This is a genomic window from Xenorhabdus aichiensis, assembly GCF_028598775.1.
Lineage (GTDB): Bacteria > Pseudomonadota > Gammaproteobacteria > Enterobacterales > Enterobacteriaceae > Xenorhabdus > Xenorhabdus bovienii.
Window position 1 is genome coordinate 1 of record NZ_JAQRFO010000048.1, and the last position, 12,390, is coordinate 12,390.

The 12,390-nt window shown below is 43.9% G+C and carries 11 protein-coding genes; 1 reads left to right on the plus strand and 10 read right to left on the minus strand.

Features of this window, described 5'->3' with window-relative positions:
- Positions 1 to 722: 722 nt before the first annotated feature.
- The 5 genes from PSI22_RS17245 to prmB all read right to left on the minus strand — a co-directional run bounded on the left by PSI22_RS17245 (position 723) and on the right by prmB (position 4,671).
- Complete coding sequence (locus PSI22_RS17245) at positions 723 to 1,016, minus strand: YfcL family protein (protein ID WP_273580809.1); 294 nt, start codon at positions 1,014 to 1,016, stop codon at positions 723 to 725.
- Between the two features lie 22 nt (positions 1,017 to 1,038).
- Entirely contained in the window at positions 1,039 to 1,590 is a 552-nt protein-coding gene (locus tag PSI22_RS17250) for an elongation factor P hydroxylase (RefSeq protein WP_273580810.1), read from the minus strand.
- Positions 1,591 to 1,612: 22 nt separating this feature from the next.
- Positions 1,613 to 2,413 (minus strand): sulfite exporter TauE/SafE family protein, encoded by an 801-nt coding sequence (locus PSI22_RS17255; RefSeq protein ID WP_273580811.1) that lies wholly within the window; start codon positions 2,411 to 2,413, stop codon positions 1,613 to 1,615.
- Between the two features lie 89 nt (positions 2,414 to 2,502).
- Positions 2,503 to 3,588, minus strand: a complete 1,086-nt coding sequence (gene aroC, locus PSI22_RS17260; protein WP_273580812.1) for a chorismate synthase — start codon at positions 3,586 to 3,588, stop codon at positions 2,503 to 2,505.
- 150 nt (positions 3,589 to 3,738) lie between these two features.
- The gene (prmB, locus tag PSI22_RS17265; protein WP_273580813.1) at positions 3,739 to 4,671 is read right to left on the minus strand and encodes a 50S ribosomal protein L3 N(5)-glutamine methyltransferase; all 933 of its coding nucleotides are present in this window, start codon (positions 4,669 to 4,671) and stop codon (positions 3,739 to 3,741) included.
- A 307-nt stretch (positions 4,672 to 4,978) separates the two neighbouring features.
- On the opposite strand from prmB, the gene PSI22_RS17270 reads away from it, so the two are divergent.
- Positions 4,979 to 5,428 carry a hypothetical protein gene (locus PSI22_RS17270; RefSeq protein ID WP_273580814.1) on the plus strand — a complete coding sequence of 150 codons (450 nt, stop codon included), beginning with the start codon at positions 4,979 to 4,981 and terminating at the stop codon, positions 5,426 to 5,428.
- A 612-nt stretch (positions 5,429 to 6,040) separates the two neighbouring features.
- On the opposite strand, the gene PSI22_RS17275 is transcribed toward PSI22_RS17270, so the two are convergent.
- The 5 genes from PSI22_RS17275 to hutH form a co-directional block, all read right to left on the minus strand.
- Positions 6,041 to 6,676, minus strand: a complete 636-nt coding sequence (locus tag PSI22_RS17275) for a hypothetical protein (protein ID WP_273580815.1) — start codon at positions 6,674 to 6,676, stop codon at positions 6,041 to 6,043.
- A 50-nt stretch (positions 6,677 to 6,726) separates the two neighbouring features.
- On the minus strand, positions 6,727 to 7,632 hold the full coding sequence (locus PSI22_RS17280) for a hypothetical protein (RefSeq protein ID WP_273580816.1): 906 nt from the start codon (positions 7,630 to 7,632) through the stop codon (positions 6,727 to 6,729).
- A gap of 403 nt (positions 7,633 to 8,035) precedes the next feature.
- Positions 8,036 to 9,136, minus strand: a complete 1,101-nt coding sequence (locus PSI22_RS17285; RefSeq protein ID WP_273580817.1) for a hypothetical protein — start codon at positions 9,134 to 9,136, stop codon at positions 8,036 to 8,038.
- Positions 9,137 to 9,388: 252 nt separating this feature from the next.
- Positions 9,389 to 10,762 carry an L-histidine transporter HutT gene (locus PSI22_RS17290; RefSeq protein WP_273580818.1) on the minus strand — a complete coding sequence of 458 codons (1,374 nt, stop codon included), beginning with the start codon at positions 10,760 to 10,762 and terminating at the stop codon, positions 9,389 to 9,391.
- 90 nt (positions 10,763 to 10,852) lie between these two features.
- On the minus strand, positions 10,853 to 12,385 hold the full coding sequence (hutH, locus tag PSI22_RS17295) for a histidine ammonia-lyase (RefSeq protein WP_273580819.1): 1,533 nt from the start codon (positions 12,383 to 12,385) through the stop codon (positions 10,853 to 10,855).
- Between the last annotated feature and the right edge of the window lie 5 nt (positions 12,386 to 12,390).

Here is a 12,390-nt window from a genome sequence, read left to right on the forward strand (position 1 = left end):
TGAATAATATTCTTAACCGATGAAATTTCGTTATGAACTAACACTTTGACAGATTCAATATCGGCTTTTGTCGCATAGTTGGATTTTATCACTGCTACATCCGTTTTTAACTGGGCAACATCCGATTCCAGGTTTTCTACTCTTTTTTCGAATTTACTAAATCTTACATCCATAGCAATGCCCTATTTATAGGTTTAAGTTACCTAATCAGCTAATGAAATATTCCATTCCCATCATTTCATCACAACAATTTAGCATTACTGTTTTTATAAATCATCACTCATTCAACTAATATCCATCTACTTTTCTTCATTAACCAATATTTTTCATCCATTCATTAAAAAACAATATATTTTTATACTATATTAAAGATATATAGAAAATAACCCCTACCAATCACAAAGAATAATTAAAATAAAATATATATTATTAACATTTTTAATGACTATAGGTTATAACTCTAATTATTTTAAATCTTAAGTAAATGAAAATTTATTCTATTCTGACAACTAACTTTAGAAAATATTTATATATATCCTGATAACTTTAATATCTTGTTTTATTTAATCTTAAAAAACAAATAAATATTTCCATTTCTCTATTTTTTATAATTATTTTATGAATTTTTTGAAACATTACGCATTTCTTTGTAATTATAAATGATAATTACACCGACATAACAGAAAAAATAAAGGGGCTATATGAATAACCCCAAGTATAAGTTATTTATAATCAATTAATTGGTCTTTCGCACTATCCAGTAGCTTTTGCCATGTCGATAAAACCAAAGCCTGATCTGGTGGAGCCAGTTCCCCTGCTTTGATAGCCTTATGGATACTCCCTTCAACACGCTGATGGAGCTGTTCAATAGTATTAGCACCTTCTTGTTCCAACTCAGCAACAGCCAATGTCAGATGCCCACGGAGGTATCCACCAGCAAATAATTCGTCATCACTGGCATGCTCAACCATGTCATCTATATGTGCCAGAATGCGTGTTTCAAACTCTGCGAGCATTATATTTCCTCAAAATCAAATATCAGTTAGCAAAAGGATCTTCCGGACAAGGAAAGTGTTTTACTGTTAGTGAAGGCGTATTGTAGAACGAGTGCAGTCCTTGAATAAAGCGCGCTGCACGTGTGGGTATTCCGTTTTCAAGGTATGTAATAACTTGCGTATGGACTTTACACTGAAAAGCAAAACGATCCGGCTCGCAGTCCCCTTCAAGGTTGTCACAACTGACGTTGAAAGGAAAACCCGCTGCCATACAGAATAACCATTCCAACGCCTGTGGTTTGATTTCGACTTGCTCAAACTCAGACTGAGTTTGAGCATCACGCCCATCAGGGCAGTACCAGTAACCAAAATCGACCCGTTTGCGGCGCTCTTTGCCTGCAATGCACCAATGTGATATTTCATGCAAACCACTGGCATAAAAACCGTGGGCAAACACTACCCGGTTATAACCGACTTGATCATCTACAGGCAGATAAATCGGCTCATCATCACCTTTTATCAAACGGGTGTTACAGTCATCGCTAAAGCAATTGTCAAAAATTTCAATGAGTTGTTGATAGTGATGTACAGTCATGTATTAATACAAGATCCTAAAATCAAAAATAAAATGCCAACCAAGAACGAATAGTATCTCCATGATAGTCATGGAGTAGTTTGATACTCATCAAAAAAGAAATTGTTACCAACATCGGACGGATCAGTTTTTGCCCTCGGCTCAGAACTAAACCCGCCCCTAGACGAGCACCAATCACCTGCCCCATTAGCATCACAAGACCCAGTAGCCATAAGACCTGCCCACCAAGAATAAAAAAGCCCAGTGAACCCATATTGGATGCAAAATTCAGCACCTTCGCATGTGCCGTTGCTTTCGCCAGATTGTAACCATAGAGCATCACATAAGACAGCGCCAGAAAGGAACCTGTTCCCGGCCCAAATACACCATCGTAAAAGCCAATTCCACCCCCGGCAAAGCAACCAAATGCCAAAGGTCCCAAGCGACGCGGCCGATCTTCAGCGCCAATATTCGGCACCAGCAGAAAATAAAGACCAATGATAATCACCAAAACTGGCAGGAGATAACGCAAAAAATCTGGGGATACAAATTGAACCAGCAATGCCCCCAGCATGGCGCCAAGCAAAGTCATGGCTATCGCAAAACGTTGGGAGCGCCAATCTACTGCTCCACGGCGAATAAAATAAAGACTGGCGGAGAAGGAACCGCCAACCGCTTGAAGTTTATTCGTCGCCAGAGCCTGAACAGGAGAAACACCGACTGACAGTAATGCAGGAATGGTCAACAACCCACCCCCTCCTGCAATAGAATCGATAAACCCAGCAACCATCGCAACCAAAAACAGGAAACCATAGATTTCCGGACTTAATAATGACCACTCCATGATTTATTTCACCAGAAAGCTGCTTACCCATGATCATGATGCCTGCCGCATCACCCAGATGCTTGTATTTCAGGCGTTCTCTTACCGATTTACCAGCGTGGCAGTGGAGACGTAACGTCAGCACATTGCGCCCGCTGACGCAGTAAGTGATCCATCAGTACAATCGCCATCATCGCTTCTGCAATCGGTACAGCACGTATCCCTACACAAGGATCGTGGCGACCACGGGTCACCATATCAACTTCTTCACCTTGGCGGTTAATGGTTTTGCCGGACACCATAATACTGGACGTCGGTTTCAAGGCGATATGGGCGATAACCGGCTGGCTGCTGCTGATCCCACCCAGAATACCGCCAGCATGATTACTGGTGAATCCTTGGGGGGTGATTTCGTCTCGGTTTTCACTACCGCGCAAGTTAACAACGCCGAAACCGTCACCGATTTCAACGCCTTTTACTGCATTAATGCTCATCAAAGCGTGGGCGATGTCTGCATCCAGACGGTCAAAAACAGGCTCACCCAACCCGACAGGCACATTCTCGGCAACAAGGGTCACTTTGGCACCAATAGAGTCACCTTCTTTTTTCAGAATTCGCAATAATTCATCAAGCTGGGTCAATTTACTTTCATCAGGGCAGAAAAAAGGATTCTGTTCAACGAGATCCCAATCTTTCAATTCGCAATGAATATCCCCCATCTGGGTCAGGCAAGCACGAATGCGGATACCCTGTTTTTCGAGCAGATATTTTTTAGCAATTGCGCCAGCCGCAACGCGCATCGCTGTTTCACGGGCAGAAGAACGCCCGCCGCCGCGATAATCACGCAGCCCATATTTTTGTTCGTAGGTATAATCAGCATGTCCCGGACGGAAAACATCTTTAATCGCACTGTAATCCTGTGAACGCTGATCGGTGTTTTCAATCATCAGGCCAATGCTGGTACCCGTTGTTACGCCTTCAAAGACACCTGAAAGAATACGGACTTGATCAGGTTCGCGGCGCTGTGTCGTATATCGGGAAGTTCCCGGACGTCGCCTGTCCAAATCGATTTGCAGATCAGCTTCAGTAATGGCAATTCCTGGAGGAACGCCATCGACAATACATCCCAATGCAATCCCGTGAGATTCACCGAATGTGGTAACACGGAAAAATTGCCCAATACTATTTCCAGCCATTCCTACCCTGCCATCAATTAATTATGCGTTAAAGATTAGATTAATTAACAATAACTCACTCAATGGTTAAAACCTATCTTATTCCGGCACTTTTATTTGCCTTTAATTTAATCAAGAACAGCCTTACCCATTGAGTGTTATAAAAAAATATTAATCTTTGAACAGACAAAAATATTCGTGATGTTCGATTAATTGCTCGCGTGTCAGCATAAAGACACCATCGCCACCGTTTTCGAATTCCAGCCATGTAAATGGCACACCAGGATATTGATCAATCAGATGCACCATGCTGTTACCCACTTCACAGATCAGCACCCCTTCTTCAGTCAGGAAATCCGGCGCATTCGCGAGAATACGACGAGCCAGTGTCAACCCATCAACTCCCGCAGCCAGTCCCAATTCAGGTTCACGGAGGAATTCATCCGGTAGATCGTTCATGTCTTCTTCGTCCACATAAGGAGGATTAGTGACAATCAGATCGTATTTCATCGGTGGCATATCACGGAATAAATCAGACAGGATCGGAATAACGCGATTCAAAAGCCCATGATTTTCAATATTCTGTTCAGTCACTGCCAACGCATCGCCTGAAATGTCAACGGCATCAACTTCGGCTTCAGGGAACTCATGGGCGCAAGCAATCGCGATACAGCCACTTCCGGTACACAGATCCAAAATGGTAGATGGCTCCTGTGGAAGCAATCCTGCAAATTGGTTGTTAACTAATTCACCAATCGGTGAACGAGGAACCAGCACGCGTTCATCAACATAAAATTCATGACCACAGAACCAGGCCCGGTTAGTCAGGTAGGCAACCGGAATACGTTCATTAATACGGCGCAAAACACGTTCTACGATACGATGACGCTCGGTAGAGGTCAGACGAGCTGCCATCATGGATTCAGGAACGTCCAGAGGCAGGTGCAGTGTTGGCAGAACCAACTGCAAAGCTTCATCCCACGAATTGTCCGTTCCATGACCGTAATAGATATTGGCGGCATTAAAACGGCTGGCTGACCAGCGCAGCATATCCAGAATGGTATGCAGCTCCGCGACTGCCTCATCCACAAAAATCTTATCCACAAGCATCTCCAAGCCACAAAAATGTATTAGCGCGCTAGTTTACCATGATCCCTGACAGAAATGAGGGATATCAAAGGTAACGAGAGCACTTTTTTAATTTACATAAAACTTCATAATATTTTACGTAAAAAATAATTAGATAATAAATAATTAAATAATAAATTCTTATTTAAATTTGATGTTTAACAAAAAAACAAACTTGAATCATTTATTTTATCCACTAGTATGAAATTACTGTAAAAATAAACTTAAGAAATAGCAAAATAATATAATCAAGTTCATTAACAATATATAATAGAGGTTTAAAATGAGCACAGTAGCTACCGAAATCCAAAAAGGAAAGTGGAATCTGTTTTATCCCACAGCAGTAGCATATACAATAGGTTGTAAAAAGTTTATCTTTGGGCAATCTAGTACAAATAACAATAGAATGTACATCCAGGAAATATTCCAAAATGGAGAGATCGGGGTAGCGGAAACTTATAATGACGGATGGGAAACTTATTACGATTTTGTAACTGTGATAGACGACAACGTAAAAAAAATACTTTTTTGTTACAGTAAAAAAGATAATAAAATTCAAATTTCTGAATTAACTCAGGATGGAAAATTAAAAATTTTAAATATCGAAAGTTCCCTTCCCACAAATCTCAAAGTAATCACTCCTTATGTAAACAATGGAAATCTCCTTATTTACAGTCAGGATGAATCAACTCGGGGTTGGACGATTTTCAATTGTGGAAAAATCATCTATTGACAGTAACCTAACTAATAATTAGCTGAATTTCATTCCAAGTAGGGCAATACTTTTAACGAGTATTGCTCTGTCATATTTTCATTCCAACTCATATTTTTGCCTCATATTCCACACCGAATCTTCCGGTATGTCTTGTTTACGTCTCTCTTGGTTCTGTCTCCCATGCAGGTTATGGCTACTGAGACACTGATAAGGAACAATGGTCGGGACACGAAAACGATGAAGTAACGCACTGGTGCTATATGAGTGATGTTTCCATTTTTTACGGGGAGAACAACACTAGTTTTATAAATTTTTATTTGATAAATGTTGCATTTCCACCATCATATTTCACCTTTAAAATACTCAACTTAATTAAAATTACTAAGTTATTAGCTATCGTATTATCGTGGATAGTCTTTATTTCTATCAGCTTTTTTACACAATGAAAAAATCACCAATATCTGGTTGGGGGCGCTTCAGAAAACGGAAAATAAAATCCGTTAAATGTAGTTAGTAATGACAGCGCCCCGATGAAAATTCCTGCTTCAAAGCGCTGTAGACCGTAATGTTAGATGCCAGAGCAACAAGTCAAAACGCGTGCCGGCCAACTAGGTAGTTGATGCAATCGTCTCAGTCGTTCGTACCGCTTTCCTTTCCGATTTCGGCCACTTGTTCCTTAAGCTTTTGGGAACGGTTGTGGAAATTCTTGATGGAGACCAGATACTGGTTAGTGCCAATGAAGAGGTCGCCATTTCTATTGAAGTAAATACCACCGTACTCATGACAATAGTTCACACCTCTGCCAAGGGGAATCTGCCAAATCACCCGGCCGTCAAAGGAGTCGATCGCGCTGATGTAGTACATTCCACCCTTTGACACCGAAATATCATCGGACCAGTTACAGGTATGCGCGAAGATGATACCGCTTCCGCGACAGAGCATGTTCATCGCGTAAAAGTGAACATCCGGCAGAGACCATCTCTTTTCATCAGGTTGTTCGGTATTATCAGGGTTGATGCGGATCATCTCCATGCCGGGACCATTCGGAACCAGCTGCGAGAATGGCCACGTTGGATAGTGACCGAAATTATTTTCGACCACGAAGGTATCACCGACGCCGATCAGCGAGGCTTCGGCGGCGTTCCTCATCTCCAAAAAGCAAGAGGTCTCGGAGATGACACTTCCGTCCGCGCGGTTACAGACCAGCACGTTCAGGCGAGGATCGGCATTGTCGGTGATTGCTACCAGTTCAGTCCCGTTCTCCATTCTGGTGAGCGTCGGCGTGGTTCCCGAACCGATATTCTGCTGACCTGGCTTCAGGTATCCGGCATTCTTGTAAGCCGTCTTCCAGCGAATGACGACGTCACTCCCCTCCAGACTAAACGCCCAGAGATATCCTTCCGTGCCTCGTCGATACCGTTGGTGACGATGTAAGCCCCTTTCTCATCAACAGCGAATGTATTGTTGTTCCACTGTTTTTCCAACTCCTGCGCGCCAACCAACTTCGTGCTCCCATCATCCGGATCGATATGCACAACCGCCATCCATGCCGGAGAACTGAGTGTACTATTCGGGTAGTTCTTGTAGTCATACTCACCGGCAATCAGGCACCAGTAGAGATTTGGACTCATTTCATCCCAAACCGGAAGCGACGAGTAGAGGGAATTGCCCTTCGCTGAACCAGTGACCAACTCGACGATATCGGTGCTCTGCCAGTTCGGTGTGAGCGGATAAATCTCGCTCTCTCTCAGTTGCACATCCGCTGTCGGGTAACTGACGACTTGGTTGTTCTGTACAACAATCGTGTTGTCTTTTTTGTCCATGTAGAAGTAGCCGCCGCCGAAGGTACTGCCGGAACGCTTGCCTGCGGGCGTGGCCGAAATGATGTTGCAGTTCTCGTCGAACACCACCACCCAGAACTGGGATGTAGTGTAGTCCAGCGAGACACCTACCATTTGATTATTGCTATTACAAACCATGTTCGGCGTATATCCGAAAGGATTGTACTGCTCGATAAGCAGAAGATTGTCGTCAACGGGGCCGTTGAGCGACACGGACTCGGAACACCAGCTGTCCTGGTGCGGACTCCCAAAGTTGTTCGGCGCCATCCACGGATGTTGCGGGATCTCAGCATCGGCAAAACGGTTCAGCGTACTCTGTGCAGCAGGGACGTGGTGCAGTTCTTCTTTTCGCATGGGAACTATATGATCGGATGGATTCATGGTTGATCCTGTATTTGCATTAGATTACGAATTTCCAATCCCGACATTCAGGATCGGAGTGTTGAACCTTAAGTTATGCTTCACAGTAAAATACACGAACGAGGTTCAGCGCTTCAAGCGCATGTTCAAGGTGGGTAATTACAAACTATGTTCGGCGTGTATCCGAAAGGATTGTACTGCTCGATAAGCAAAAAAATAGTCGTCAATGGAGCGGCATCGTGATTCTGATAAGTGAGCCATTCTTATGCAAATGGATGGCTGCAACTCATATATGTTGAGACAGACAAAAAGCCATATCAGGGTCAATACGCCTGAAAACAGCATCAGTGATTGCTGTCGGCATATAAAAAAGAGACCTACGCTAAGAGTGCAGGTCTACGCACAATTAGACTTCAAACCCCTATCAGGATAACTGCTCAAGTCTCAGGTTTTGCAGGGTTTCATAATCCGTAGATTCCCCGGGATAGAGGATCTGAATATCTAATTCAAATTCCTGATCCGGATCAACCACATGGCCAGAAATACTATCCAGATAAACGTTACCATTAACAGATTTTTCTGTGTTAAGGGTGAGCCAACTACTCTGACTCTTCAGCCAGTCAGGATCCGGTTCAGCGCCTTCAGGGAGAAGAAATGACAGTTCCCATTTAGATACCGGATCCTCAGCAGAACTTAACATGAGTTTATAACTGTAGATATATTCTGGTTTATCCCATTCTTTTTGCCAGTGTGACATATACTCCTGTGAAACCTGCAAGTCTCTTGGCACTGTAACCGTAATAGTGGTATCCGTTGTATTATCGCCACTGTTTATAATTCCTAACGGCGTATATAGCCTGCAACTTAAATCAGCCGACCCTTGGCTTTCACTGGTTAAAGGAATACGAAGAGAGAATGTTTCATTTGCAGGAATATCCACAGCAGGCGGGAATGAGCCAACGGTAAAAATATCCGGATCACCGGAACTTGCCTCAATGGTAGCGCCTGTGATAGTTGTGCTGCTGTTGTTATTAATCTGGAGCAGAGCTGAGTATTCTTCTCCGATCTGGATGCTGATACCACTTTCCAGAACCATAGTCAGGTTTACAGTTGTAACATCAGCTGAAACAACAGAGTTTACTGCATCGTTCCATGTTCCTGATCCAAGTGGATAATTAACCAGGGACGAAATTTGTTTCCCCGCGCTGACTGTCAAAATTTCTCCGTCCAGATAAAGTCCGGAAATCAGAGTGGCATTCTGGCTCATGTTGTTGACAACACTGGATACACCATCATGCGCACCGACAATGAAGCCATAACTCTCTAATTGTTCCGTATCCAGTTGAATATTCGGGGATATAATTAATATATCTCCGATTTCAGTTTCATTAAATCCTATGTTTGTATAAAGAGCCAGTTTTCCGGCAGGGCATTTATCCGCCCCTGAACTGTTATTAATAAGGTAAACATCATCTTCAGTCATAAAAACACTCTCTGTTATTATAAAGTGGTTATTGTTTTTCATTGAAAAAGAGCAATAAACAAAGCTCTCGCATATAGGGAGTGTAATAATATTTCCGAATAGAATGGGCTATTTTATTTAAGTGTTATTCATTAAATTTTAACAATTGCCCCGTAAATCCTCGCCCAATGCGAGGGTATCGCAAAAGGTTAAGGTCACTTTTTCAAGCGTCAGGTTGAGTTCAATCACCCACTTTTTAGTACAATAATTTCTGTTTTCCGGGGGCCCTAATTTTTTGAGCCCCCTAATTTGACGTTATCCAGCTTTTTTCACTGAAAATTTTTTCACCCACAAAAAATAACTTATTGTGAGTAATACGATCCATGCTATCCCGACGTACAGCGCGATACGGGTACTGGGGAAATATCCCAACACGAGGATGATAAATGCCATGAATGCAATCGTCAGAATAGGTGCTACAGGCCAGAGGGGAACGGGAAATTTTAGCTTTTTGACCTCTTCCGCCGGCATTTTTCGGCGCATGATATATTGTGACAACAAAATCATCAGCCATACCCACACCGTTGCAAATGTCGCAATGGAAGCAATGATCCCAAACACTTTTTCAGGCAACAAGTAGTTCAGAACGACACCGATTAGCAGTACACACGACATCACCAGCACAGTGACCCACGGTACGCCGTTTTTGGTTAGTTTAGTAAAGGCTGAGGGCGCTTGTTTCTCTTGAGCCATGCCATACATCATCCGTCCTGAGCCGAAGATATCACTGTTAATCGCTGAAATCGCCGCAGTAATTACGACAACATTCAGAATATTAGCCGCAGAATCGATCCCCAGACTGGAGAATATTTGGACAAATGGGCTACCATTTTGGCCAATTTGATTCCACGGATAGATACACATCAGAACAAACAAGGTGAGTACATAAAACAGCAAGATACGGAATGGGACAGCGTTAATTGCCTGTGGGATGGATTTTTCCGGGTTTTTCGCTTCACTGGCAGTAATACCGATGACCTCTATACCACCGAATGCAAACATGACTACCGTAAACGAAGCAATCACTCCCGCGATGCCATTTGGCATGAATCCGCCATGTTCCCACAAGTTTGACAGGCCAGTGACATGACCCGCTTCCTGGCCGAAACCATACATCATGATCACAAAGCCACCGACAATCATGGCAACAATTGCAGTGACTTTAATGATGGAAAGCCAGAACTCCATTTCTCCAAAGACTTTGACGTTGCACAGATTTATCGCCCCAATGAAAAAGACGATGCTGAGTACCCAAATCCATTGGTCAACATGCGGAAACCAGAGTTTCATATAGAGGCCAAATGCAGTGACATCAGCAAGGCAGACAACCAGCATTTCAAATATGTAAGTCCATCCCGTCAGAAAACCTGCCAATGGCCCTAAGTAATGGCTGGCATAATGAGAGAAAGAGCCCGCCACAGGGTGATGAACCGCCATTTCCCCCAATGCCCGCATGACCATGAAAACAGCCGCCCCACCAAGGGCATATGCCAATAATACCGCAGGCCCCGCTGCTTTAATGGCTTCCGCCGAACCATAGAAAAGCCCAGTCCCAATTGCCGACCCTAGCGCCATAAACCGAATGTGGCGAACGCTCAAGCCTCGTTTGAGTTGTGAAGTGTTTTGCATGATTTATCCTTGTGTCTTTATTATTAGATATGAAAGATAAATACAACGATAAGGCCGGATAGAAACCGGCCTTAGACGACTTATTTATGTTTAATTTCTCAATATCTTTCCGGTAGGTAGCAGTGCTGAAAGTTGTTGTTCAATCAACAGTTGGATAGCCGCGTCAATGTCTGGCGCAAAAAAGCGATCTTTATCGTAATAAGCGACTTTATCACGGAGGATATGACGGGCTTTTTCCAATATCGGGCTGCTCTTCAATCCGTCACGGAAATCCATGCCCTGACAGGCAGTTAGCCACTCAATCGCTAAAATTCCTCGCACGTTGTCAGCCATTTCCCATAAGCGACGACCTGCCGCCGGAGCCATAGATACATGGTCTTCCTGATTCGCTGATGTCGGCAAGCTGTCAACGCTGGAAGGATGCGCCAATGCTTTGTTTTCACTCGCCAAAGCGGCCGCTGTCACCTGAGCAATCATAAAACCGGAATTCACCCCGCTATTATTGACGAGGAACGGCGGTAACTGGGACATATTGCTATCCATCAGCAAAGAGATGCGGCGTTCTGACAGTGCGCCAATTTCCGCCAGTGCAATAGCCAGATTATCCGATGCCATAGCAACAGGTTCAGCATGGAAGTTACCGCCAGAGATCACTTCATCTTGGTCGGTAAAGACCAACGGATTATCAGAGACCGCATTGGCTTCAGTCATGATCACGTCGGCAGCATGACGGATCTGAGTAAGACAAGCGCCCATCACTTGTGGCTGGCAACGCAATGAATAAGGATCTTGAACTTTCGGACAATTTTTATGGGATTCAGAGAGACCACTTTGTTCTTCCAATACCAGACGATACAAGGCAGCCACATCGATTTGCCCCTGCTGACCCCGTGCTTCATGGATGCGCGCATCAAATGGTTTACGAGAACCCAGTGCCGCTTCAACAGACATCGCGCCACAAACAACAGCCGAGGCAAGTAAGTCTTCTGCTGCAAAGAGTCCTTTCAAGGCAAAGGCAGTAGAGGTTTGTGTGCCATTAAGCAACGCCAGACCTTCTTTTGCCGCCAACCGAATCGGCTTAAGATTTGCCTTCCCCAAGGCTTCTTTGGCCGGCAGCCATTCACCACGGTAACGCGCTTTACTCTCGCCCAGCAATAACAGGCTCATATGCGCCAGTGGAGCCAAATCGCCCGAAGCGCCCACAGAACCTTTGCTCGGAATACAGGGATAAACTTCTGCATTAACCAAAGTGATCAACGCTTGAATGACGTCCAAACGAATACCGGAATAACCACGGGCAAGACTATTGATTTTCAATACCATAATCAACCGGACAATCTCATCCGGCAAAGGCTCACCGACACCAGCAGCATGTGACAACACGAGGGAACGTTGCAGTTCTTCTAAATCCCGCTCGGCAATCCGAGTACTCGCCAGCAGGCCAAAACCCGTGTTGATACCATAGGCGGTTCTGTTTTCATTGATAATACGGTTAACACAATCAACGCTGCGTTCAATGGCAGGAAAACACTGCTCATCCAAGGTAATTTGAACCGGATGCTGATAAATGTGGCGTAACTCTTCAAGCGTCATTTTTCCGGGATGTATAATAATGTGTTTCATATTAA

What these genes read in the sequence shown, in the direction of transcription:
- PSI22_RS17245 (WP_273580809.1), bottom strand. Translation starts at nt 1,016, where the DNA reads ATGCTCGCAGAGTTTGAAACACGCATTCTGGCACATATAGATGACATG.
- PSI22_RS17250 (WP_273580810.1), bottom strand. Translation starts at nt 1,590, where the DNA reads ATGACTGTACATCACTATCAACAACTCATTGAAATTTTTGACAATTGC.
- PSI22_RS17255 (WP_273580811.1), bottom strand. Translation starts at nt 2,413, where the DNA reads ATGGAGTGGTCATTATTAAGTCCGGAAATCTATGGTTTCCTGTTTTTG.
- aroC (WP_273580812.1), bottom strand. Translation starts at nt 3,588, where the DNA reads ATGGCTGGAAATAGTATTGGGCAATTTTTCCGTGTTACCACATTCGGT.
- PSI22_RS17270 (WP_273580814.1), top strand. Translation starts at nt 4,979, where the DNA reads ATGAGCACAGTAGCTACCGAAATCCAAAAAGGAAAGTGGAATCTGTTT.
- PSI22_RS17275 (WP_273580815.1), bottom strand. Translation starts at nt 6,676, where the DNA reads ATGGAGAACGGGACTGAACTGGTAGCAATCACCGACAATGCCGATCCT.
- PSI22_RS17280 (WP_273580816.1), bottom strand. Translation starts at nt 7,632, where the DNA reads ATGAATCCATCCGATCATATAGTTCCCATGCGAAAAGAAGAACTGCAC.
- PSI22_RS17285 (WP_273580817.1), bottom strand. Translation starts at nt 9,136, where the DNA reads ATGAAAAACAATAACCACTTTATAATAACAGAGAGTGTTTTTATGACT.
- PSI22_RS17290 (WP_273580818.1), bottom strand. Translation starts at nt 10,762, where the DNA reads ATGCAAAACACTTCACAACTCAAACGAGGCTTGAGCGTTCGCCACATT.
- hutH (WP_273580819.1), bottom strand. Translation starts at nt 12,385, where the DNA reads ATGAAACACATTATTATACATCCCGGAAAAATGACGCTTGAAGAGTTA.